Here is a 24,165-nt window from a genome sequence, read left to right on the forward strand (position 1 = left end):
TGGAGCACGACATGGCCTGGGATTTCGAAACCGATCCGGACTTTCAAACGGAACTGGACTGGATCGACCGCTTCGTCCGCGAAGAGGTCGAGCCGCTGGAACATGTACTGGGCAGCCCCTGGAACATCCACGACCCTCTGTTCAAGCAATTGGTGCGTCCACTACAGGCGCAGGTCAAGGCGCGCAGGCTCTGGGCCTGTCATCTTGGTCCGGAGCTGGGCGGGCCGGGATACGGCCAGGTACGCCTGGCGCTGATCAACGAAATTCTCGGCCGCGCACTGTTCGCGCCTATCGTGTTCGGCTGTCACGCGCCGGATTCGGGCAACGGCGAAATCCTCGCCCACTACGGCAGCGAGGAGCAGAAGCGCAAATACCTCGAACCCTTGCTCGATAACGAGATCGTCTCCTGCTTCGCCATGACCGAGCCCCAGGGCGGCGCCGACCCCAGCGTGTTCACCACCGAGGCCGTACGCGACGGCGATGACTGGCTGATCAGCGGCGAGAAGTGGTTCGGCTCCAATGCACGCTATGCGGCGTTCTTCATCGTCATGGCGGTGACCGACAAGAGCGTATCGGTGCACAAGGGCACCACCATGTTCATCGTGCCGGCGAATGCGCAGGGCGTGACCATCGTGCGCAACGTCGGCATAGCGGATGATCCGGAGGCGACGCACGCCTACCTGCGTTTCGATAAGGTGCGGGCATCGTCCGCCGACCTGCTCGGCAAGCCCGGCGAAGCCTTCGTCGTCGCTCAAGTGCGACTCGGCGGTGGTCGCGTGCACCACGCCATGCGTGTGATCGGCCAGGCGCAGAGAGCGCTCGATGCGTTGTGCGAGCGCGCCCTGTCGCGCACCACGCAAGGTGGCCTGTTGGCCGAAAAACAAATGGTGCAGGAAAAGATTGCCGACTCCTGGATCGAACTGGAGCAGTTCCGGCTGCTGGTGATGCGCACCGCCTGGCGCATCGACAAGTACCAGGACTATCTGCGCGTGCGTAAAGACATCGCTGCAGTAAAGGCAGCCATGCCCAAGGTGCTGCATGACATTGCCGCCCGCGCGCTGCATGTGCATGGCTCGATCGGCGTATCCGAAGAGATGCCGTTCGCCGGGTACATCCTGCGCTCCTTCCAGATGGGGCTGGCGGACGGGCCGACCGAGGTGCACAAGGTGACGGTGGCCAGACAGCTGCTGCGCGACTATCAGCCAAGCGACAGCCTGTTTCCCAGCTACCATCGCCCGACTGCGGCGGCACTGGCGCGTGAAAAATATGCTGAAGCGCTGGCGACGCTGGAACAAAGCGGAGAGCAGCGTTGAGCGGCGGGGCTGACTGGCATGAGCTGGTCGATCTCGCCCGCTTGGGCGCCTGGATGGATGAGCGGGAGCTCGCGTCCGGGCCGCTGGAAAACGCCGTGCGACTGACCGGCGGCACCCAGAATCTGTTGCTGCGCTTTCGGCGAGGCGAGCGTGAATTCGTGCTGCGTCGGCCATCGGCGGCGCTACGAGAAGTAGGCGGCAAGACCATCGCGCGCGAAGCTCGCATGCTAAAAGCGCTGGCGGGCAGTCGGGTGCCGCATGCGGGCTTGGTCGCCGCCTGCGATGACGAGGCCGTTCTGGGCGCGAAGTTCTACCTGATGGAACCGGTGGATGGCTTCAACCCCAATTCCGCGGCCGGCTTGCCGCTGCCCCACGCCGCCGACCGCGACATGCGTCGGCGCATGGGGCTGGCCATGGTCGATGCGCTGCTCTGCCTTCATGAGCTGGACTATCGAGCCATCGGCCTCGACGGCTTCGGGCGCCCCGACGGTTTCCATCAACGACAAGTCGCGCGCTGGCTGCATCAGCTCGAAAGCGTCGCCGGCTATGCCGGTTGGCCGGGCGCAGACAGTCTTCCCGGACTCGACCGGCTGGCGCGCTGGCTGAATGACAACTGCCCGCAACGGTTCAGCCCCAGCATCCTGCATGGCGACTATCACCTGTCCAATGTGATGTTCAGCCGCGAGGGGCCGGCGCTCAGCGCGATCGTCGATTGGGAGCTGGCTACCATTGGCGATCCTCTGCTTGATCTGGCCTGGCTGGTGGTGACATGGCCGGACGCCAGCGGCCATGGCGCCGGCACGATCGAGGTGCATCCCTGGGACGGCTTTCCCGCAGCGGATGAATTGGTGGCGCGCTACGTGGTGGGCAGCTCCCGAAGCTTCGAAGCCTTTACCTGGTATCTGGTACTGGCGGCTTTCAAGCTTGGCATATTTCTCGAAGTCAGTTACGCCCGGGCCTGCGCGGGCAAAGTGTCGATAGAACACGGCAGAAAACACCATGCCTCGGCGCTACGGCTTTTCGAGAAGGCGTTAGAGCGTATTGGCTAGCTGTTCGAGCGAACCGGCCTCGCTGAGCTAGCCAGCGTTAACCTTGGGTCGACTCAACGAGGGTCGATTTGTTGCCAACACGGCGCTAAGCACGAAATCGATCGCGTAGCTGCGCCACGCTTTCAAACCTGCGGGTGTATTGGTGTCAAATCCCGTTGCGGTGGAAGTGATGTGGCGACTGGTGAACCAGAGGGTGGTCAGTAACATGGAGGCACCGCAGAACATACGCGCGTCTACGTCAGGCAGAAAATCTCCGCTTTTAACGCCGCGTTTGAGGATTCGTTCGATCAGCTCTATAAGCGGTGCAGCTATGGCGCCGAAGCGATTCTGGTTGTGCGTCCCATGCTCATGGAGGCGAAAGCTCTCCTGTGCGAGTGATCGCAACTCAGGATCCGCGCCGTATTGATCAAAAAGGTATTCCAGTAGAGCTGTCAGCGCCTGGCGTGGCGGCAACTGATCAAGGTCCATTGATAGCAGGTCCTTTATAATTTGCGCCGTGCTTTCGTCCAGCACGCTGGTGAACAGAGTCTCCTTATTGCTGAAGTATTGATAGATCAATTGGCGCGTGACGCCTGCCGCGCTCGCAATTTCCTCTAGCCTCGCACCAGCGAGGCCCTTTTCCGCAAAGATTCTGCGCGCCTCCGCAAGTAGACGCTCCAGAGTGGCGCGTTTTCGGGAAAAGGCTTCGGTCTCGCGTGGCGGATGCATGGTGTCTCGACATCTTATTGGTAAGCATCTGAGCCTAAGCCATCTCGGCCAGGGCAGCCAGGCCAGTGAATGATGCATACCGTTATGATTGAGGTCTGCCTGCCCTCAAAGTGGAATGTAGGCTCGATATCGGAATTTACTTTGGCTGCGCAGAATCGCATCCCGTGCGTTTCAGTCTGTGATCGCCTCCAGCCAAATCGCTTCGGCGGGGCAGGCAGCGGCGCCCTCGCGAGCGCCTTCTTCCAACTCCGGCGGCACGCGGTCGATGGTTAGATAGACAATGCCGTCATCGTCTAGTTTGTAGATTTCCGGACAGACCGCAGCGCAGAGTCCGTAACCGCAGCAACGGCTGCGGTCGGCGATTACTTGGTATTGGGTTGTGTGCAGGCTCATGGTGTTTCTCCGGCCAGGTTTAATGACAGAGCGGCAGATTGGCGAAAATGAGGACGCCCCAGAGGCTTGCTCGTTTCCGTAACGCTGCCCATTTGCTCGGTTCAGGCATGATGTCCTCCCGTAGTGCAGCGATTTCCGGCGGGCGTTAGACAACGGTGGAGGGGCGGCCTTGCGGCCGCCTCGTTTACGTGGCTCGTCACGCGCTCAATCCCACAGCACATGGATGTCGCGGGTACCACGCAGCTGTCCACCGGAAATTCTGGGTGCTGGCTTGGATGGGTCCAGGCGCATGTTTGGAAACAGATCGAGCATTGCGTTGATCGCGCAGTTCAGCTCCACCTTGGCGACGAACTGCCCGATACACATATGCGGGCCGAAGCCGAAGCCGAATGACGGCTTTACTTTGCGGTCGATGTCAAACTCGTCCGGGTTCTCGAAGACGTCCTCGTCGCGGTTGCCGGATATGGTCATGCACTGAACCATGCCGCCTTTCGGCACGATGATCCCGCCAATTTCCACTTCCTTCGAGGTCTGGCGAACCTTGAAGGTCGAGATAGGCTCGTGGCGGATCCCCTCGTCGATGAGTTTGCCGATGAGGCTGCGGTCGTTGCGTATCCGCTCCACTAGTTCGGGACGTTGCATCAGGTTGGTCATGATGCAGCTGAACGTGCGAGTGGTGGTTTCCCCAGCTGCCGGGGTCAGCGAGCGGACGAATGTTGTGATCTCATGGTCGTCCAGTGAGCGGCCTTCGGCTTCGGCGTTGATCAGGCGACTGATCAGGTCTGTCTCTTGGGTGCCTTGGGCTCGCCGTGCAACGACGACCTCCTTGATTCCATCATAAAGGTGCTTGGCCGCCTGACCAGCCAGTGGGCCGTAGATCTTGGCTTTTTCCGGGTCGATCTGATTGCCCGCCACCATGGCTAACGCCCAAGTAGCGTACGTCTTGTATTTTTCCGTGTCGCTGGTTGGAAAGCCCATCAGGGCATACATCACGCGTATCGGGAAATCCAGTGCGAAGTCCATCAGGTTGGCTTGCTTATCCGCCACCATCGGTTGCAAATAGTCCTCGCGGATAACCCGGTCGATTTCCGGACGCCACTTGTTGACCGTCTCTGGCATGAACACCGGTTGCAGCAGCGCCCGGGTCCGGCGGTGCTGCTCGCCATCCATGGCAAGGATGATCAGGCCGTCGAAGAACGCGCCTAGCCCTTCGGCGATGAAACCATTGGTGTAGGTTTCGGCGTCGCGCATGATGGCCATGATGTCCTTGTGCTTGAACACTGTCACCGTCGCCTTGGCCGCTTTGGCGCCAGCGTTTGTCGGCACCTTCAAATAGGTATCGACGAAATCGCCCTTCATCACCGGTTCGTTATGGCGGTACTGGCGGCACAGCGCGTGAATGTCTACATCGGTGCCGAGGTATGTGTCGCTTACGGCGTGATAGGCCGCGACGATGTCGAGTTGTTCAAACTGGCTCATTGGCTTCGATTCCCGATTTGGTTTTGTTGTAGTTGTTCTCATGCCTCGAACAGGCGACTTGGGCATGTGGCCGGCATCCAGGCAAGTTGGAGCCGGGTGGCATTCGTTTCCCGAGCGGCGATAACCGAGTCATTCGCGTGTCCGCTTTGGGCGTCTGTTCAGCAGAGCGCTCACCCTAACAGCGACAGCGATTTCTCGGGCGGGAAGCCGTTTACACGGCGTAAAGTCGTGGTGCCCAAACGCCTCAGGACAAGGGTGCGAATTCTCCTTGGTCCGCCGTTAGCGCGGCGTTGCGACTTGTCGATCCAAGGCCCCGTTGGGTACGGAGGCTTGGGTTTTCTCCAAGTATTTCGAGCAAGCAGCGCTGGTGCGCAAAAACTCAATACATGAAAGGTTCCCTACATTCCGTTTGACTTCGGGTTAAACGAAAAACCGTATGTAAATGGCGATACGCCCGCAGCGTCCGATGTTGCTTACTAAGCTTCTGGATGAACTTCATTCACTCATGCCCGTTGCCGTTGCGCGAAACATGACGTGATCGCCAGGAAGCCGCCTTTATACGAAGGCCCATATAGTTTGGAGCACAGGCATGCAATTGAATAACAAGCGCGTCATCGTTACGGGTGGCGCACGAGGAATTGGCGCCGCGGTAGTCGCGGCTTTTGTAAACGAAGGCGCCCATGTGGCGAGTCTCGACTTAAGCGAAAGCGCCCCGCAGGAGGCAATCGAGGGCAATGGCTGGGCTCGTTCGCATATCTGCGATGTCTCGGATACGGAATCGGTAAAAAGGGCCTTTGCTTGGGCTGCCGCACAGTTGGGCGGGCTGGACGTATTGGTCAATGCTGCCGGAATTGCGCCCAACGCCACTGCAGATGAAATCACCCTGGATGAGTGGGAAAAAGTGTTCGCGGTGAATGCTCGCGGCACCTTTCTGACCAATCGCGCAGCCTACGAGCATATGCACCAAGGTGGCGGGAGGATCATCAACTTCGCCTCAGCCGCTGGCGTGGGCGGGCAGCCAGGCAAGGCACACTACGCTGCCAGCAAGGGCGCGGTCCTGGCATGGACGCGCACCGTCGCACGCGAGTGGGGTCCGCACGGCATTACCGTTAACGCCATCGCTCCGGCGATATGGACGCCGATGTATGACGCCACTCGCGCCAGCATGAGTGACGCACAGCTCGAGCAGCACGATGCATTCATGGCCAGTCTGATCCCGCTGGGAGGTCGGCTTGGCGATGCCGCGCAAGACTTGGCACCCGTTCTGGTTTTTCTTGCCGGCGAAGGTTCGCGCTTCGTAACAGGCCAGACTCTAATGATCGACGGCGGAATGTTAATGCTGAGTTAAGTCAGCGACCGGAGCACTAGTTGCCACGGAGCGGCTTTGACATTCAGGGGCATCCGCCCCGCCTTACCGGAGGTAACGACAATGAATAAGAACATGTTGATCTTTTGCGGTCTGGCTATCTGTCTGCCTGTAACGGCAATGGCTGATGGGCTCGATCTGGACAAGCAGCTGAACGGTCTCGACATCGAGACCGAGGTGGTTGGTTCCAGCGGAGGAGGGAGTGCTGGCACGGCCACTGCCAGCACAACGCAGATGCTGCAGATCACTAACAATGCCGATGTCAGCGTTATGTGCGAACTGCAGCCGGGACCGGCTGAAGCCCAAAGCGACGCGCCGCCACCCACCACCATAGAGCCGGGCGAACAGACCAGCCTCGCCGTGCCGGGTAAATACACCGGCGCACCGTTGCAAGCCAAGTTGGTCTGCGAGCCTCAATAAATTTGCAGTGATGCAGTGATAAAGAATCGCCGGGCATATGCCCGGCGACTTCGTTCTTCTGGCACCCCGTGCGGCCGCGCACTTTATAAGCACATCCCCGCGTGTAGCACTATCGTGCTACTTCAGGCCGCCGAGGAAGTCCATCTTGCCTAGCGACACGCCGCGGTGCCGCAGAATGTCGTAGGCGGTGACGACGTGGAAGAAAAAGTTCGGCAACGAAAATATCTGCAGGCTGCCCTGGCCGGTGAATGGAAGGTCGGCTCGCGGTGTGGCCAGCACTATTTCGCGGTCTTCGCTGCCGTTGAGATCCTCGGGGCGAACGCTTTCCAGAAGGGAGACGGTTTTGCTAATCCGCGAGCGCAGCTCGGCGAAGCTGCGATCTTCATCCTTTTGGAGTTCGGCAGGCTTGCCCGTGATGCCTGCGACAAACAGCAGTGGATGCAAGCATGCCATCTGAATCTGCTGGCTGAGGTTGAACATGTCATCGGTCAAACGGGCTTCAAGCAGGTCTTTCGGATCGGCGCCCGTTTCGTCCACATGGGCCTGCGCCTTGGCGAGGATGTCTGAAAGGTTGTTCAACAGGCGGGTGAAATAAAAAACAGATGACTGGTGCATAGTGAGCGCCATTGTTGTTCTCCTGTTAAGGCGTTCAATAGAAACGGTCGGCGTGGCTGTAGAGTCGCCCGGCGACCGCGCGGACATCAGCGTTGGGTGATACGGCTGACAATGGCCTCGGCATTCATCTGCCGCTCGGGTAACGCTTCCTTTGGAATCTTGAAGCCACCCTTCAGCCCGTCGTTGATCACGCCGTACATGCCCTTGTTGAAGTCGTAGATGACGTTCTTCACAGCGTATGGAATCTGCTTGTCATACAGCTGAACGCCACTCAGGAACATCGAGCGGTAGAGGTTTCCGTCCTGGTCCCAGGCGTCATACAGGCCTGCTCCAAAGGTGTCTTCGTCCAGGTAGTAGTGGCGCTTGCTGTACACGTGGCGCATGCCGGGCTTGAGTGTGGCTTCCACTACGTAGACGCGATGTAGCTCCCAGCGTTCGTACTTCGGATTGGCGTGATGATCGCTGAACTGGTCCATTTGGTCGGCTTCGAAGTTGAACTTGTACGCGTTGTAAGGAATGAACATTTCCCTCTTGCCCACCAGCTTGAAATCGAAGCGGTCCTGCATGCCAGCGAACATCTGCAACTCGTCGAACAACGTCACGCCACCCTGGCTCGCCACAGGCGTGTCATAGGCGAACTCAGGCGCGAGCTTGACGCGGCGCTGGCCTGGCGTGTAGCTCCAGGCGCGGCGTGGCTTCTTGGTCGGGTCCAGATAATCGCTGATACCTGTTACTTCGCCGGCTCGGCGCGCAGGCTGTTTGTTTAGAGAAAACACACGAGCATACATTTCCGGGTCACGATCATCGCGGTCTGTCTGGTAGTAGGGGAATTCCTCGAAAGTGGCCTGTTCGGCGGCCTTGGTGATGGTGCCGTTGCTGTCAATAACCCAGCTGTTGGAGGAGGTCGTAGTGGTAGCGGTCGGCCCGTTCTTGTAGCGCAGCAACTGGTTCCACATCACTTCGTTGCCGGTTTTCGGAATCGGAAACGGCAGGCCGCCGCGGCATGCCGGCTCGATGGAAAGCCCATCGTTATAGGTCTTGCATGCAGTGGCGTTACGCACAGTCGCTTCCATCACATTTTCCGGATACGCCGCAGTGCGATGGGTCGGATACACGTCCATGTACCAGGTTTCCGGATTCTTCTTGAGCAGGTGCTTCTGGCCATCGCTGAGCTTGTCGGCGTACTGGTCCGCGTTGGACGCATCAATACGGTACAGCGGCTTCTCGTCCCTGAACGGGTCGGCCCAGAAGCCACTGTCGGGCTTGAAGTCGGCAGGCGCGGTGGTCAGCCCGCCTTCATACGCGGGGATCGTGCCTTCGGCATTACCGGCCTTGGTCGCGCCAAAGAGGGTGAGTTCGTTGCCCAGTTGCTTGGCTTCTTCGGGGCTGACTGCGGCAATAGAAAACGTCGTGATGCCGCTGAGGGCGGCGCAAAGAGCGAGTTGGAGTTTCATCGTGGGGTCAGTCTCCGTTTTTGGATTTATTAATGGAGCTTCTTCGAGCAGGAGCGAGGTCGTGCATCAGGACCTACCCTAGCCGTTAACGGTTTTTGCGGCTTGCGTACCGTTTTATCTCGGGTCAAACGAAACAGCGCCGAGTCGCTGGCGAATAAATGGTGGGGTTGTAGGCTGAGGTACAGCAGCCCGTGACGGCAGGTTCCGATCGATCAACACATTGCAGGCGCCAGGCGTAAGCCTCGATTTCACGACCGACAAACAGGTACTGATGCCGATTCGACTCGCCACGCGAGCGAATCCCCGTAACCAGGAGCGACTGGTGGTTCGCTGCTCTACCTTCGGGTGAGCAGCTTTTTTTTGTCCGCACGTCCGACGACCATGCAGGCTTCGCGGTGTAGTGCTCGCGGGGCGCTCAATCGCGGTGCCCGGCCAGGGTGATCGACACCGATTCGGCGAAGCGAAGGGCGTGCGGCTTGTCGATTTCCACTTCGGCATAGCGTACGGCCTGCGGCGCCATCGCCAGATCCAGCACCTCCTGGGTTAGCCGCTCCAGCAGGGCGAAGCGGTTTTCCTCGACATGCCGGATAATTGCCTTGGTGATGGTTCGGTAGTTGAGAGCCTGTTCAATGTCGTTATCGCGCACGGCATCGGCGGCCGGGTACAGGATGGTCAGGTTGATCAGCACGTCCTGCTTGTTATGGATTTCATCTTCCTTGATGCCGATATAGGTACGCAGGCGCAAATTCTTGACACGAATCTGCGCCAATCCCGGTTCCAGTCTCGGCATGTTAGCGGCCTCGAATGAGCTGCAGAAATTCCTGGCGAGTGTTGTACGAATCTCGGAACTCACCGAGCATCACCGAAGTTGTCATGACTGAATTTTGCTTCTCGCAGCCCCGCATCATCATGCACATGTGCTGCGCTTCGATGACCACGGCGACGCCAGCAGCGTTGGTCACCTGCATGATCGCGTCGGCGATCTGCTTGGTCATGTTTTCCTGAATCTGAAGACGCCGGGCGAACATATCTACGATTCGCGCCACCTTGGACAGCCCGAGGACTTTGCCGGTAGGGATGTAGGCTACGTGGGCTTTGCCGATGAAAGGAAGCATGTGGTGTTCGCACATTGAATAGAGCTCGATATCACGGACGATGACCATTTCATCATTGTCCGACTCGAAAAGTGCACCGTTGACGACTTGCTCAACGGTCTGGCCATAACCCTGGCAGAGGTACTGCATGGCTTTTGCGGCCCGCTTGGGTGTGTCCACCAGACCTTCGCGTTCCGGGTTTTCGCCGACACCTTCAAGAATGCCGCGATAGTGCTGAATCATGTCTTCGTTCATAACTGCTTCCTTAACGTTCGCCTCGATTGTGCGGAGGCTATTGGCATTGAGGTGAAGCACCTTTGTATTTGAAGCAACTGCGTCGGCTGCTCAGGCCGAGCGAGCCAGCGGTAAAGATCGTTCCGCGCTGGGTCCCGCCAGCCCACCAACCGCCATCTGCGTCACTACTGCTATAAAACCTTCGACTGCAGAGGCATCGTCCGGTGACCACCACGTGGGCGCATCCTCGAGGATCGACATCAGGCTGCGCGCGACAGCACTCCTTTGTCCGGCCGCGGCCGGTGAGGGTATCTGCCGAAGAATTTTTTCCAAGTGATCGACGTGAGCCTGTCGAGTTGCCTCGATTGAAGCGCGTTGCTCGGCGCTCAGGCAGCGGGACTCCCGGCGAGCCAGCACCAACCGATGTTGATGCATCAGGTTGTATCGAATGTGCAGGTCGACGTAGCAGCGCAGGCGGGCCAGCCCGTCCGCCTGACGGGGATCTTCGGCCTCCAGTAGATCCAGTAGGTCCGTTTCGTGCTCCTCGATCAGCTCGAAAAGCAGGGTTTGCTTGCTCTCCATATGGTTGTACAACGAGCCGGCCTGCATGCCGAGTGCCATGGCCAACTGGCGCAGGCTGACCGCCTGAAAGCCATGCTCGACGAATAGCGTCAGCGCCACTATTCGTAGTCGCTCATGCACCGGCGGTGTATCAGCCCGAAATGGCCGACTGGCGTCTCTGTGGGTGAGGTCAATCAGCGGTTGAGGCCTGCCCCGTTGGCAGTCTGCGCGCAAGGAGCGGTTCATGGTCAGTCTCGCTGCAATGTCAGTGCGACGCCCTGACCGCCACCGATGCATAGCGTGGCCAGCCCTTTCTTGGCGTCACGGCTAATCATCTCGTGGAGCAGGGTAACTAGCACACGACAACCGGATGCGCCGATAGGGTGGCCCAAAGCGATGGCACCGCCATTGACGTTTACCTTGTCGCTGTCCCAGCCCAGCTCTTTGCCGACCGACAGTGCCTGTGCGGCAAAGGCTTCGTTTGCTTCGATGAGCTCGACTTCTTCGAGTGTCCAGCCGGACTTGTCCAGGCACTTGCGAGTCGCACTGACCGGTCCAATCCCCATGATCGCAGGATCTACGCCAGCGCTGGCGTAACCCTTGATGGTGGCCAGAATCGGTAGGCCAAGCGCTTTGGCCTTGGACGCGCTCATCAACAGCACCGCTGCCGCACCATCGTTAAGCGTCGAGGCGTTGCCGGCGGTGACGCTGCCGTTCTTATCGAAGGCTGGTTTGAGTTTGGCCAGAGACTGGGTCGTGGTGTCTGTCCGGGGCTGCTCGTCGGTATCGAACAGCAGGGGATCGCCTTTGCGCTGCGGGATGGATATGGGTGTGATTTCCGCCTTGAAGCGACCGCCAGCTATAGCGGACGCCGCGCGCTGTTGGGATTGCACAGCGAAGGCGTCCTGTTCTTCGCGGGTTACTTTGTAGCAGGCCACGAGGTTTTCTGCGGTGATGCCCATGTGATAGTTATGAAAAGCGTCAAGCAACCCGTCCTGCAGCAGCGAGTCGGCCAGTTGAGCATGGCCCATACGTAGGCCGGTGCGCGCCTTTGGTAACACATAAGGGGCGAGGCTCATGTTTTCCATGCCGCCCGCGATGACGATTTCGGCATCGCCGCAGCGTATTGCCTGGGCAGCCAAATGCACGGTTTTCAGGCCGGATCCACAGAGCTTGTTCACAGTCATAGCTGGCACGCTATAAGGAAGGCCAGCATTGATCGTCGATTGGCGCGCCGGGTTCTGCCCGCAGCCAGCGGTAAGCACTTGGCCCATGATCACTTCGTCGACCGTGGCCGGGTCGATGCCGGTTTTCTCCAATAGCGCACGGATCACCGTGCTGCCCAGTTCTGTTGCGCTCACATTGGCCAGTGCGCCTTGGAACGCACCGATCGCAGTTCGTGTTGCTGCGACGATTACAACGTCTTGCATGTCTGTCTCCTTGATCCTGATGCCGCCCATGAAGCGACCCTGCAGGGGAAAGAATAAAAAAGCGCCCGCCGTCAAAAGGTAAGGGGAGCGGAGCGTAACGGCGGGCGCTTGGGTAATTAGCGCTGCATGTGGCAGCGAGTGGCCTGCTGTATCTGTATTTCAACCGCTTCACTGGCGAGCTTGAGCATTACCTCGACGCCTGTTCTCGACAGCTTGTTCTTGCATTGAGCCAAACGAGTCATGTTTGTGTTGTAAGCCGGCCGCAGGCCAGCTCATCGTTTCATTGTTACAAGGCACTCAGCCGCGCCCGCGCTACCCGCGAGCCGTTTTCCCGCCCGAGAACATCGCTGATGCGTTGCCCGGCAGCGACCAATAGATCCAGATCTATCCCGGTATCGATACCCAGCCCGTTGAGCAGGTAAAGCACGTTTTCGCTGGCGACATTGCCGCTGGCGCCTTTGGCGTAGGGGCAGCCGCCGAGCCCGGCGACCGAGCTGTCGAATACGCAGAGGCCTTCGAGCAGGCTGGCATAGATGTTCGCTAATGCCTGGCCGTAGGTATCGTGAAAGTGCCCAGCAAGCTTGTCGCGCGGGACTTCACGACTGACCGTCTCGATCAGCTGGCGGGTCTTGCCCGGCGTGCCGGTGCCGATGGTGTCGCCCAGCGAGACCTCGTAGCAGCCCATGGCGAATAATTCGCGAGCCACATGAGCGACGCGCTTCGGATCGATCTCACCTTCGTAGGGGCAACCCAGCACGCAGGACACATAGCCACGCACCTGGATGCCGTTCTCGCGCGCCGCCTCCATCAGCGGGGCGAAGCGCGCCAGGCTCTCGTCGATGGAACAATTGATGTTCTTCTGCGAGAAGGCTTCGGACGCGGCGCCGAACACCGCGACTTCGTTGACACCGGCTTCGATGGCCGCTTCGAGGCCTTTCAGGTTCGGCGTCAGGGCCGCATAGGTCACGCCCGGTTTTTGCCGGATTTGTGCAAAGACCTCGGCCGAGCCGGCCATCTGTGGCACCCATTTGGGCGACACGAAACTGCCGACCTCGATGTACTGCAGGCCGGCGGCGCTGAGGTCGTCCACCAGCCGCACTTTGTCGGCGATGCTGATCGGCTGCTTTTCGTTCTGCAGGCCGTCGCGGGGGCCGACTTCCACCAGACGGACGTGTTTGGGCAGAGTCATTTGTTCTCCATGGGTGTCGCGATGTTTGCAGCGTCACCTGGGTTAGGGGTGAGATCGTGAGACCTTTTCATCGTGCCTGGTGGGCTGAAGCCCACCCTACAAGGCTAGTCTGTGGCGTGAGCCACCCATATAAGCGGGGTGCAGAATCTCAGCAGGGTAGGCCGGGCGGCGCTCCGCTTCAGCTCACCAATGCCATGCAGAAGTTTCCGCATCACGCCGTTTTCCATCCTGCGTCAGGCGTCCTCCAGCTCCAGCTCCAGCAATACCGCACCTTCGCTGACCATATCGCCTTCGGCATAAAACAGACCTTTGACCACGCCTGCCTGTTGCGCACGGATGCTGTGCTCCATCTTCATCGCTTCGAGCACGATGAGCGTGGCACCTGCCTCGACGCTTTGGCCGGCCTCGACCAGCACCCGAACGATGCTGCCATTCATGGGCGCGGTCAGGCCGCCGTGGTGATGGTGGCTGGCTTCGACTTCAGCGATGGGGTCGAACGCGGTTACGGCGTGCAGCTCGCCATTCCATTCCAGATAGAGCGTGCAGCCCTGGCGGATGGCTTTTGGAAGATGCTTGATCTCGGTTGCGGCGCGACTGCTCACGCGTATCTGACGGCTCTCGCCATTGCACATCAGATGTACACTGGTTTGCGCCGGTAATCCGAAGCGCAGGCCATAGCGCTTTGCCCATGGCGAGTGGAGATCGTCTTCACGGACCTTGGCCGGCTCGGTCTGCACGAAGAGCTCGCCGGCCAGTTGCCAGAACTCGTCCGCCAGTTCGCCGGGTTTGCGCATCAGCTCCGCTTCGTGACGCGGAATGAAACCGGTGTCCAGTTCCGCGTCGGCAAAAGCAGGGTGGCCAATTACGCGCCGCAGAAAAGCCAAGTTGGTCCGCACGCCGCCGACGTAGGTTTCATCGAGCATGGTCAGCAGCCGCAGACGCGCTTCCTCGCGGTTCTCGCCCCAGGCGATCAGCTTGCCGAGCATCGGATCGTAGAAGGGCGAAACCGTATCGCCTTCGGCCACACCGCTGTCGACACGACGGCCCGGACCGGCGGCAGACTCGCGGTACAGATCAAGGGTGCCGGTGGCGGGCAAAAAGTCATTATCCGGGTCTTCGGCATACAGCCGCACCTCAATGGCGTGGCCGTTGAGTGGCACCTGATCCTGGGCGATCGGCAGCGGTTCGCCACGGGCGACACGGATCTGCCAGGCCACCAGGTCGAGGCCGGTGATGGCCTCGGTCACCGGATGCTCGACCTGAAGGCGGGTGTTCATTTCCATGAAGAAGAATTCGCCGCGCGCATCGAGCAGGAATTCGACCGTGCCTGCACCGACGTAACCGATGGCCTGAGCAGCCTTGACCGCCGCTTCGCCCATTGAACGGCGCAGCGCTTGCGAAAGGCCCGGTGCAGGCGCTTCCTCGACAACTTTCTGGTGGCGACGCTGAATCGAGCAGTCGCGCTCGTTGAGGTACAGGCAGTTGCCGTGCTGATCGGCGAACACCTGAATTTCCACATGGCGCGGCTTGAGCACGTACTTCTCGACCAGCATCCGCGAGTCACCGAATGAGGATTGCGCCTCGCGCTGGGCCGATTGCAGCGCTTCGGCGAGATCGGCTTCGCGCTCGACGACCTTCATCCCTTTGCCGCCGCCGCCTGCTGTGGCCTTGAGCAGTACCGGATAGCCGATCTTTTCCGCGGCCGTGCGGAAGGTTTCCACATCCTGCGCTTCGCCGTGATAGCCAGGCACCAGCGGCACACCGGCTTTTTCCATCAGCGCCTTGGCGGCGGATTTGCTGCCCATAGCGTCGATGGCCGAGGCGGGCGGCCCGAGGAAGATCAGCCCGGCGTCTTCGATGGCGCGGGCGAAATCGGCATTCTCAGAGAGGAAGCCGTAGCCAGGGTGGATAGCCTGGGCGCCGCTGGCCCTGGCGGCTTCGATCAGCTTGTCCACGCGCAGATAACTGTCGGCCGGCTTGGCGCCGCCGAGGTCGATGCGGATATCGGCTTCGCGCGCATGTCGCGCGTTGGCATCGATGGCGCTGTGGACTGCTACCGTGGTCAGACCCATGGCTTTGGCCGTGCGCATCACGCGGCAGGCGATCTCACCGCGGTTGGCCACCAACAGGGTGGTGATGTGTTGTTTGCTCATGAATACTGTTCCTGCCAGGCCGGTTGACGTTTTTCGAGGAACGCGCGTAGCCCTTCTTGGCCTTCCGGGCTGGTTCGCACTCTAGCGATGACACTTTCGGTATAGGTACGCAACGAAGGCTTGAGCGCGCCGCTGCCAACCTGATGAAGCAAGCCCTTGGTCGCCCGCATAGCCTGAGGACTGTTAAGCAGCAGATTGCCAAGCCACACATCCACTTTTTCATCAAGCTGTTCGCTCGAGCAGCTTTCGGCGAACAGTCCCAACTCGTGGGCGCATTCACCGCTGAAACGTTCGGCGGTGAGGGCGTAACGACGGGTGGCGCGTTCGCCGATCGCCTGGACGACGAAGGGGCTGATCACGGCTGGTGCTAAACCAATGCGCACCTCGGACAGCGACAGTTGAGCATCGGCCGTCCCGATGGCTATGTCGCAGCAGGCAATGAGACCAACCGCACCGCCAAACGCTGCACCCTGGACAACGGCCAGCGTGGGCATTTTCAGGTGATAGAGCTTGTGCATCAGCTCGCCCAGTTCATGGGCGTCGCGCACGTTGGCGTTGTAATCGAGACGGGCGGAATCTTGCATCCACGCCAGATCCGCGCCGGCCGAAAAATGCTTGCCGCGACCGCGCAGCAACAGGAAGCGCAGCGATTTATCGCTCTGCACTTCGTTGAGCGCCAAGATCAGTTCATGGATCATCTCGGCGTTGAATGCGTTGTTCTTTTCGGGGCGATTCAGCCAGAGGGTGGCGAAGCCTCTGGCGGAGCGCTCGAGTTCAATGGTTTGAAAGGGGGACGTGCTCATATTGACTTCCTGCAGACGAAGGCCTGCGGCCCTTGGCTTGAGGCTGAAGGCGGGCGACAAGCCTCTAGCCTTCAGCACCGTTATCGGTTTTTCATTACATCCGGAACACGCCAAAGCGGGTCGGCTCGATCGGGGCGTTGAGGGAAGCCGATAACGCCAGCCCCAACACATCGCGGGTCTGCGCGGGATCGATCACGCCGTCATCCCACAGCCGGGCACTGGAGTAGTAGGGGTGGCCCTGATGCTCGTACTGCTCGAGAATCGGTTGCTTGAGCTGGGCTTCCTCTTCGGCAGAAAACGTTTGCCCGCTGCGTTCGGCCTGTTCGCGTTTGACCTGCGCCAGCACACCGGCCGCCTGTTGCGCGCCCATCACGCCAATCCGCGCGTTCGGCCACATCCACAGGAAGCGTGGGTCATAGGCCCGACCGCACATGCCGTAGTTACCGGCGCCAAAACTGCCGCCGATGATGACGGTGAACTTCGGTACCTTGGCGCAGGCCACTGCGGTCACCAGCTTGGCGCCATGCTTGGCGATGCCGCCGGCCTCGTATTTCTGCCCGACCATGAAGCCTGTGATGTTCTGCAGGAACAGCAGCGGGATGCCGCGCTGACAGGCCAGCTCGATGAAGTGCGCGCCCTTCTGCGCGGACTCAGCGAACAGGATGCCGTTGTTGGCCAGAATCGCGATGGGGTAGCCCTGGATGTGTGCGAAGCCGCAGACCAGCGTGCTGCCGTACAATGTCTTGAATTCATCGAATACCGAACCGTCGACGAGGCGGGCGATCACCTCGCGTACGTCGAATGGCTGCTTGGCATCGGCAGGGATGACGCCGTACAGCTCCTCGGCATCGAAAAGCGGCGCAATCGGCGCGCGACTGTTTACTTCACCAAGCTTGCGCCAGTTGAGATTGGCGATCGAACGACGGGCCAGGGCTAGGGCGTGCTCGTCGTTTTCGGCGTAGTGATCGGCGACGCCGGAGGTCTTGCAATGCACGTCGGCGCCGCCCAGGTCTTCGGCCGTCACCACTTCACCGGTAGCGGCTTTTACCAGCGGCGGGCCGGCGAGAAAGATGGTCGCCTGATTGCGCACCATGATGGCTTCATCCGCCATCGCTGGCACATAGGCGCCACCGGCGGTACAGGAGCCCATCACCACGGCGACCTGCGGAATGCCGATAGCGCTCATGTTGGCTTGGTTGAAGAAGATGCGGCCGAAGTGTTCGCGATCAGGAAACACCTCGTCCTGACGCGGCAGGTTGGCGCCGCCGGAATCCACCAGGTAAATGCATGGCAAGCGGTTCTGCTGCGCGATGGTCTGCGCGCGCAGGTGCTTTTTCACTGTTAGTGGATAGTAGCTGCCGCCTTTTACCGTGGCGTCGTTGGCAATGATCATGCACTCGACGCCTTCGACCCGGCCGATGCCAGCCACCAAACCGGCGGCTGGCACCTCTTCGCCATAAACCTCGTGGGCGGCCAGCTGGCCGACTTCGAGAAATGGCGAGCCAGGGTCGAGCAAGCGATTGATGCGTTCGCGGGGCAGCAATTTGCCGCGCGAGGTGTGGCGCAGCTGCGCCTTCTCGCCACCGCCTTCATGGACGCGACCGAGCAGGGCGCGCAGGTCATTGACCTGGACGAGCATCGCCTCGCGATTCGCGGCGAACTCAGGCGAGCGGGTATTGATCTGGGTATTCAGGATAGCCATGAAAAGCCCTCGAAAAAAGTGCTGAAGGCTGGAGGCTGAACGAGGAGCACGGCTGCTCTTGCGTCCAGCCTCCAGCTTCTAGCCTCTAGCGATTTTTTATTTCGTTTCGTTGAACAGCTCGCGGCCGATCAGCATCCGACGGATTTCGCTGGTGCCTGCGCCAATTTCGTACAACTTGGCGTCGCGCCACAGGCGGCCGACCGGAAACTCGTTGATGTAGCCGTTGCCGCCCAGAATCTGGATCGCTTCACCGGCAAGCCAGGTCGCCTTCTCCGCGGCGTAGAGGATGACGCCGGCGCAGTCCTTGCGGACTTGGCGGACATGGCCGCTGCCCTGCGCATCGAGGTGCTTGCCCACCGCGTAGAGGTAGGCGCGGCATGCCTGGTGGGTGGTGTACATGTCCGCTATCTTGCCCTGGATCAGCTGGAATTCACCGATGCTCTGGCCGAACTGCTTGCGGTCGTGGATATAAGGAATGACCACGTCCATCGCCGCCTGCATCAGGCCCAGTGGACCGCCGCTGAGCACCGCGCGCTCGTAGTCGAGGCCGCTCATCAGCACCTTGACGCCTTCGCCGACGCCGCCAAGCACGTTCTCTTCCGACACCTCGACATCCTGAAACACCAGTTCGCCGGTGTGCGAGCCGCGCATGCCGAGCTTGTCGAGCTTCTGCGCCACCGAGAACCCCGGGGCGCCTTTCTCGAGGATGAAAGCGGTCATGCCCTTGGGGCCGGCAGCCAGATCGGTTTTGGCGTAGACCACCAGCACATCGCAATCGGGGCCGTTGGTGATCCACATCTTGGTGCCGTTGAGCACGTAGCGGTCGCCTTTCTTATCAGCGCGTAGCTTCATCGAAACCACATCGGAACCGGCGTTGGGCTCGCTCATGGCCAGCGCGCCGATGTGCTCCCCCGAAATCAGCTTTGGCAGAAATTTGCGCTTCTGCGCCTCGCTGCCATTGCGGTTGATCTGGTTGACGCAAAGGTTGGAGTGGGCGCCGTACGACAAGCCGATGCCGCCAGCGGCGCGTGAGATTTCTTCCATTGCGATCATGTGCGCCAGGTAGCCCATGCCGGAGCCGCCGTATTCTTCCGCAACGGTCAGGCCAAGCAGGCCCATGTCGCCGAACTTGCGCCAGAGATCCATCGGGAACTGGTCGGCGCGGTCCGCTTCCTCCGCACGCGGGGCGATTTCCTTGGCAGCGAATCCGGCAACGGAATCGCGCAGCATGTCGATTTCCTCACCGAGGAAGAAATTCAATCCGGGCAAGCCATTCATGGTCCAACTCTCCTGTTGTCATTATTGGTTTCATGGGCGACACCGCCGGCCTGCTCCAGTGCCAACCGGCAGCGTTGTTCCGCAAGGTCCAGCTCCGCCTGCATTTTCTGGATGTCCAGCACCTGCCGCTTGAGCTGCTGGCGCCTGTCGCCAATCGTTTCCAACAGCCGGCTCAGCTGCATGCTGTTGCCGCCGGCTGGGTCGTACATGCTGATCAAGTCCTTGCATTCGGCCAGCGACAACCCGATGCGTTTCCCGCGCATGATCAGCTCCAGCGTCACCCGGTCGCGCTGCGAGTAGAGGCGCTTCTGACCGCATCGCTCGGGCAGCAGCAGGCCCTGCTCTTCATAGAAGCGAATAGCACGAGTGGTCACCGTCATCTCCCGAGCCAGTTCGGAAATGCTGTAGATGTTGGGCATGTTCACTCGCGACCACCTCTCCTTCACGTTAACGTCCGTCCGGTGTCGGCGAAAAATGGCGTTCGCCTGGGCCGTCCGGTTGTTACTAATTGTTGGGTCACCCGGCCTTCGCTTGAAGGCCGGGTACCACATCAAAGCTGGACGGCGTCGATGCGTTTCGATGTACCGGTCTGGCTCGCGTCGTAAAAACTCGAGCCGGTGCGCAGTTGCTCCAGTAGCTGCGCCTTCCTGCTTTCGGCGTGCGAGAGGTAACGCTCCTTGACCGGGCCGTAACCACGCACCGCATCTGGCAGCTGTGCCAGTTGCACAGCCAGATCGAAGTTGTCCGTAGCGACCTTGGTCAGGAGTTCGTCGAGCAGCGCTTCGTAGCTCTGCAGCCAGTGACGTTCGACCTTGCGTTCCTGGGTGTAGCCGAATGGATCAAGCCAGGTATTGCGCACGAATTTCAGCTTGGCCAGTAGCCTGAAGCCCTTGAGCATCCAGGGACCGTAGCTCTTCTTGGTCGGTTCGGTGCCGGGCTCGGCCTTGTTAAGCACCGGCGGTGCGAGGTGGAAGCGCAGGCTGTAATCGCCCTCGAACGTCGCCTCAATCTTCTTCAGGAAGTCGCCATTGGTGAACAGCCGTGCCACTTCGTACTCATCCTTGATCGCCAGGACCTTGAAGTAGTAATGGGCCACGGCTGCCGTGAGCGCGCCAGGCTGGCCGACAAGGGCCGTTTCCTTGGCGCTGAATTGCTTCACGCGATCCAGATAACGCTTTGCGAGCGCCGTGTTCTGGTAGTCGGTGAGGTAGCTGCTACGCCGTTCAATAGTCTCCTCCAGCGTCTGCGAGAGTTGCCGATCGCGGGTCTGGACTTTGCCGGACTCCAACTTGTGCTGCACGCGAAGCAGATCGACCGCTGCGCGACGGCCCCAGACAAAGGCGTTGCGGTTGAATTCCACCGCCGTGCCGTTCAGTTCGATCGCCTGCATCAGGGCCGCTTCGCCCACCGGCAGCCAACCCTTCTGATAGGCGTAACCCAGCATGAAGGTATTGGTGGCGATGGAGTCGCCCATCAATGCGGTGGCGAGCTTGCTGGCGTCTATGAAGGTCGCCTGGCCGTCGCCTACTGCTTCGCGAATTTGTGCTGCCATGTCGCCGGTCTGGAAGTGCGGGTCCGGGTGCGCTTCAAGGTCGCCGCTCTCCGCCTGCATGGCAAAAGTACGGACGAAGGCGCTGGTGATGCTTTCTTCACTGTTGACCACCGCATGGGTCACACCCTGGCGCATCTTCGACAGCGTTTCGGTGTTGGCGCTGACCACCAGATCGCAGCCCAGCAGCAGGCTGGCTTCGCCTTCGGCGATGCGCGGGGCGAAAAGCTGATCCTGCTGAGCGGCAATGCGGATATGCGACCACACCGCGCCACCTTTCTGAGCCATGCCGGCCATGTCGAGGTTTAGCGCGCCCTTGCCTTCGATGAAGGCAGCCATGCCGAGCAGGGCGCCGATAGTGACCACGCCAGTTCCACCAACGCCAGTGACCAGAATGCTATAGGGCTCATCCAGCGCCAGTGGGGCGGGCTGCGGCAGCTCCCAGTGGTCCTCGGGGTTTTCCGCCAATGCCTTGGGCTTGCGCAGCTTGCCGCCTTCGACCGTGACGAAGCTCGGGCAGAAGCCAGACAGACAAGTGAAGTCCTTGTTGCAGGAAGACTGGTCGATTTCGCGCTTACGCCCGAATTCGGTTTCTACCGCAACCACGGACATGCAGTTGGATTTGCTGCTGCAGTCGCCGCAGCCTTCACAGACGGCCTCGTTGATCACCACGCGGCGCGCCGGGTCCGGAAACTTGCCGCGCTTGCGTCGGCGTCGTTTCTCGGCGGCGCAGGTCTGGTCGTAAATGATCGCTGATACGCCGTTGAATTCACGCAGCTCGTTCTGCACGTCGTCCATGCGGTCCCGGCGATACACCGGAACGCCGGGGGCGAGGTCCTTTACGTGTTCATATTTGTCCGTGTCTTCGCTGACCACCACGATATTGGTCACGCCTTCGGCGGCCAACTGGCGAGAGATCTGCGACACGCTCAGCGTACCGTCGACAGGCTGGCCGCCCGTCATGGCTACGGCGTCGTTGTAGAGGATCTTGTAGGTGATCGAAACCTTGGCAGCCACAGCCGCGCGGATCGCCAGCAGGCCGGAGTGGAAGTAGGTGCCGTCGCCGAGATTGGCGAACACATGCCTGGTTTCGGTGAAGGGCGCCTGGCCGACCCAGGCGACGCCTTCGCCGCCCATCTGGCTGAAAGTCTGGGTTTGCGGGTAGATCCAGGCAGCCATGTAGTGGCAACCGATTCCCGCCAGCGCTCGGCTGCCTTCCGGAACCTTGGTGGACGTGTTGTGCGGGCAACCGGAGCAGTAATGCGGCACGCGATCCATCAGGTTGACCAGATGGCCCTTGCTGCACAGTTGCGCTTCCAGTACGGCCAGGCGCATCTGCAGCTCCCCGCCCTGGTAGACCCGCAGAATCCGCTGCGCCAGCGCACGGGCGATTTGCGCGGGCGTCAGCTCGCCAATTGCAGGCAGCAGCCAATCAGTGTGTGGCCGTGCCCATTCGCCTTTGTCGTCAAACTTGCCGACGATGGCGGGGCGCACGTCCTCGCGCCAGTTATAAAGTTCTTCCTTGAGCTGGTACTCGATCATGTGGCGCTTTTCTTCGACCACCACGATTTCTTCCAGGCCTTCGGCGAACTGCCGCACGCCTTCGGCCTCGAGCGGCCAGATCATCCCTACCTTGTAGACACGCAGCCCGATTTGCTGAGCGAGCGCGTCGTCGATGCCGAGAATCTTGAGCGCCTGACACACGTCCAGATAGGACTTGCCAGAGGTGATGATGCCAAGGCGCGCCTTGGGCGAATCGACCACAATACGGTCGAGGCGGTTGGCGCGGGCGTAGGCCAGAGCGGCGTAAACCTTGTGTTCGAACAGCCGCTTTTCCTGATCCAGTGGCGGGTCTGGCCAACGAATGTTCATCCCGCCTTCCGGCATCGGTACGTCGGGGATGATCGGCTGCACGCGGTGTGGATCTACGTCGACGATGGCGGCGCTTTCTACGGTATCGGCAACCGCCTTGAGGGCAACCCAGCAGCCGGAAAAACGCGACATGGCCCAGCCATGCATGCCGTAGTCCAGGTATTCCTGCACGCCGGACGGTGCCAGCACGGGCATCATTACAGCTTTGAAAATGTGTTCGGTCTGGTGCGGCAGGGATGAAGACTTGGCGCCGTGATCGTCACCGGCGATTGCCAGCACACCGCCGAAGCGCGATGTGCCGGCGGCGTTGGCGTGGCGGAATACGTCGCCACAGCGGTCCACACCCGGACCCTTGCCATACCACATGCCGAACACACCGTCGTACTTGGCGCCTTCAAAGATGTTGACCTGCTGGGTGCCCCACAGCGAGGTTGCCGCCAGGTCTTCGTTGACGCCCGGCTGGAAGTGAACGTGGTATTCCTTCAGATGGTCGCGAGCCTTCCATAGCGCCTGATCGAACCCGCCAAGAGGCGAGCCGCGATAGCCAGAGATGAAGCCTGCAGTATTGAGCCCATTCTCGAGGTCGCGCTGGCGCTGCATCAATGGCAGACGCACCAGCGCCTGGATGCCCGTCATCAGGACTTTGCCGGTCTGCTGGACGTATTTGTCGTCCAGCGATGGGGTTTTGCTCATGGCCAACCTCCAGATTGTTCTTGTTTACGCGGCACATGGCGGCATGGATTATTTGAACAGATTATCTGTTTACGTGTAAATATCGTAAAACGATAAAATTAGCTATCTGGTATCAGATAAACAGATATCAGGCGGCGCAGGGGAGGAGAGATAACGAAGCCGCAGCGATGGCGCGACTGGCTGAGTGGAACCGCCTGGATAACGAGTGACCGCCGTTGCGGCGATCACCCAATTCGCTATTACTTGGCCAGTTCGGCTTCTATCATCTGTTGCAGGCGCGGGTCATCCGGGCTGACATCCGGCGAGAAACGCGCCACCACCTGGCCGTCGCGACCGATGACGAACTTCTCGAAGTTCCAGAGCACCTCCGGGGCAGCGTTGGTCTGGATGCCATAACCGGCGAGCCGCTCACGCATGGGACCTTCACCGGTAGCGTCTGGCTTGGCGGCGGTCAATTCCCCATAGAGCGGATGACGATCCTCCCCAGCGACGGACACCTTGGCGAAAAGCGGGAACTGCACGTTATAGGTCAAGGTACAGAACTCCTTGATCTCCTGGTCGCTGCCCGGCTCCTGCTCCTTGAAGTTATTGGCGGGGAACGCCAGCACCTCCAAGCCTTGTTCGCGCTTATCTTCGTAGAGCTTTTCAAGCCCTTCGTACTGCGGCGTCAGCCCGCATTTGGAGGCCACATTGACGACCAGCAATACCTTGCCTTTGTAGCGCTCCAGCGTAAGCGACTGGCCGTCATTGGATTGAACCGGGATATCGAAGATTGAAGCCATGGATGTCCTCCTTCTGTTATGAAATTTC

21 protein-coding genes are annotated in these 24,165 nt (G+C 60.2%); 4 read left to right on the forward strand and 17 right to left on the reverse strand.

The window, feature by feature from the left end:
• Window positions 1-11: 11 nt before the first annotated feature.
• On the forward strand, window positions 12-1,313 hold the full coding sequence (locus tag ACYCFC_RS06730) for an acyl-CoA dehydrogenase family protein (protein ID WP_459653488.1): 1,302 nt from the start codon (window positions 12-14) through the stop codon (window positions 1,311-1,313).
• Window positions 1,310-2,362, forward strand: coding sequence for a phosphotransferase family protein (locus ACYCFC_RS06735; protein ID WP_230697618.1), 1,053 nt, complete (start codon window positions 1,310-1,312; stop codon window positions 2,360-2,362). Before ACYCFC_RS06730 ends, ACYCFC_RS06735 begins: the two co-directional genes overlap by 4 nt.
• A 27-nt stretch (window positions 2,363-2,389) precedes the next feature.
• On the opposite strand, the gene ACYCFC_RS06740 is transcribed toward ACYCFC_RS06735, so the two are convergent.
• The 3 genes from ACYCFC_RS06740 to ACYCFC_RS06750 all read right to left on the reverse strand — a co-directional run bounded on the left by ACYCFC_RS06740 (window position 2,390) and on the right by ACYCFC_RS06750 (window position 4,942).
• Entirely contained in the window at window positions 2,390-3,070 is a 681-nt protein-coding gene (locus ACYCFC_RS06740; protein ID WP_048512685.1) for a TetR/AcrR family transcriptional regulator, read from the reverse strand.
• 171 nt (window positions 3,071-3,241) lie between these two features.
• Window positions 3,242-3,463, reverse strand: coding sequence for a ferredoxin (locus tag ACYCFC_RS06745; protein WP_021208044.1), 222 nt, complete (start codon window positions 3,461-3,463; stop codon window positions 3,242-3,244).
• A 204-nt stretch (window positions 3,464-3,667) separates the two neighbouring features.
• On the reverse strand, window positions 3,668-4,942 hold the full coding sequence (locus ACYCFC_RS06750; protein WP_021208043.1) for a cytochrome P450: 1,275 nt from the start codon (window positions 4,940-4,942) through the stop codon (window positions 3,668-3,670).
• 589 nt (window positions 4,943-5,531) lie between these two features.
• Between ACYCFC_RS06750 and ACYCFC_RS06755 the strand changes: the two genes are divergently transcribed.
• Window positions 5,532-6,290, forward strand: coding sequence for an SDR family NAD(P)-dependent oxidoreductase (locus tag ACYCFC_RS06755; protein ID WP_131647887.1), 759 nt, complete (start codon window positions 5,532-5,534; stop codon window positions 6,288-6,290).
• 81 nt (window positions 6,291-6,371) lie between these two features.
• The gene (locus tag ACYCFC_RS06760; RefSeq protein WP_131647889.1) at window positions 6,372-6,728 is read left to right on the forward strand and encodes a hypothetical protein; all 357 of its coding nucleotides are present in this window, start codon (window positions 6,372-6,374) and stop codon (window positions 6,726-6,728) included.
• A gap of 117 nt (window positions 6,729-6,845) precedes the next feature.
• Here the strand turns inward: ACYCFC_RS06760 and ACYCFC_RS06765 are convergent, their stop codons facing one another.
• The 14 genes from ACYCFC_RS06765 to ACYCFC_RS06830 all read right to left on the reverse strand — a co-directional run bounded on the left by ACYCFC_RS06765 (window position 6,846) and on the right by ACYCFC_RS06830 (window position 24,137).
• Window positions 6,846-7,355, reverse strand: a complete 510-nt coding sequence (locus tag ACYCFC_RS06765; RefSeq protein WP_131648933.1) for a DUF1993 domain-containing protein — start codon at window positions 7,353-7,355, stop codon at window positions 6,846-6,848.
• Between the two features lie 74 nt (window positions 7,356-7,429).
• The gene (locus ACYCFC_RS06770) at window positions 7,430-8,797 is read right to left on the reverse strand and encodes a DUF1329 domain-containing protein (protein WP_131647891.1); all 1,368 of its coding nucleotides are present in this window, start codon (window positions 8,795-8,797) and stop codon (window positions 7,430-7,432) included.
• Between the two features lie 415 nt (window positions 8,798-9,212).
• Window positions 9,213-9,587: a dihydroneopterin triphosphate 2'-epimerase gene (folX, locus tag ACYCFC_RS06775; protein WP_102833023.1), complete on the reverse strand. Its 375-nt coding sequence runs from the start codon at window positions 9,585-9,587 to the stop codon at window positions 9,213-9,215.
• Window position 9,588: 1 nt separating this feature from the next.
• Window positions 9,589-10,146: a GTP cyclohydrolase I FolE gene (gene folE / locus ACYCFC_RS06780; RefSeq protein ID WP_459653489.1), complete on the reverse strand. Its 558-nt coding sequence runs from the start codon at window positions 10,144-10,146 to the stop codon at window positions 9,589-9,591.
• A gap of 90 nt (window positions 10,147-10,236) precedes the next feature.
• Window positions 10,237-10,932: a TetR/AcrR family transcriptional regulator gene (locus ACYCFC_RS06785; protein ID WP_459653490.1), complete on the reverse strand. Its 696-nt coding sequence runs from the start codon at window positions 10,930-10,932 to the stop codon at window positions 10,237-10,239.
• Window positions 10,933-10,934: 2 nt separating this feature from the next.
• Window positions 10,935-12,116 (reverse strand): acetyl-CoA C-acetyltransferase, encoded by a 1,182-nt coding sequence (locus ACYCFC_RS06790; RefSeq protein ID WP_459653491.1) that lies wholly within the window; start codon window positions 12,114-12,116, stop codon window positions 10,935-10,937.
• A 286-nt stretch (window positions 12,117-12,402) separates the two neighbouring features.
• Window positions 12,403-13,305, reverse strand: coding sequence for a hydroxymethylglutaryl-CoA lyase (locus tag ACYCFC_RS06795; protein WP_459653492.1), 903 nt, complete (start codon window positions 13,303-13,305; stop codon window positions 12,403-12,405).
• A gap of 233 nt (window positions 13,306-13,538) precedes the next feature.
• Window positions 13,539-15,458 (reverse strand): acetyl/propionyl/methylcrotonyl-CoA carboxylase subunit alpha, encoded by a 1,920-nt coding sequence (locus ACYCFC_RS06800; protein ID WP_459653493.1) that lies wholly within the window; start codon window positions 15,456-15,458, stop codon window positions 13,539-13,541.
• On the reverse strand, window positions 15,455-16,261 hold the full coding sequence (locus tag ACYCFC_RS06805; RefSeq protein WP_459653494.1) for a gamma-carboxygeranoyl-CoA hydratase: 807 nt from the start codon (window positions 16,259-16,261) through the stop codon (window positions 15,455-15,457). Before ACYCFC_RS06805 ends, ACYCFC_RS06800 begins: the two co-directional genes overlap by 4 nt.
• Window positions 16,262-16,355: 94 nt before the next feature.
• On the reverse strand, window positions 16,356-17,963 hold the full coding sequence (locus tag ACYCFC_RS06810) for a carboxyl transferase domain-containing protein (protein ID WP_459653495.1): 1,608 nt from the start codon (window positions 17,961-17,963) through the stop codon (window positions 16,356-16,358).
• 96 nt (window positions 17,964-18,059) lie between these two features.
• Window positions 18,060-19,241 carry an isovaleryl-CoA dehydrogenase gene (locus tag ACYCFC_RS06815; RefSeq protein ID WP_459653496.1) on the reverse strand — a complete coding sequence of 394 codons (1,182 nt, stop codon included), beginning with the start codon at window positions 19,239-19,241 and terminating at the stop codon, window positions 18,060-18,062.
• On the reverse strand, window positions 19,238-19,660 hold the full coding sequence (locus ACYCFC_RS06820) for a MerR family transcriptional regulator (protein ID WP_042928733.1): 423 nt from the start codon (window positions 19,658-19,660) through the stop codon (window positions 19,238-19,240). Before ACYCFC_RS06820 ends, ACYCFC_RS06815 begins: the two co-directional genes overlap by 4 nt.
• Before the next feature lie 131 nt (window positions 19,661-19,791).
• Window positions 19,792-23,355, reverse strand: coding sequence for an indolepyruvate ferredoxin oxidoreductase family protein (locus ACYCFC_RS06825; RefSeq protein WP_459653497.1), 3,564 nt, complete (start codon window positions 23,353-23,355; stop codon window positions 19,792-19,794).
• A gap of 239 nt (window positions 23,356-23,594) precedes the next feature.
• A complete protein-coding gene (locus tag ACYCFC_RS06830) occupies window positions 23,595-24,137 on the reverse strand; it encodes a glutathione peroxidase (protein WP_459653498.1) in 543 nt (180 codons plus the stop codon).
• Between the last annotated feature and the right edge of the window lie 28 nt (window positions 24,138-24,165).

The sequence above is a fragment of the Stutzerimonas sp. NM35 genome (assembly GCF_054604355.1).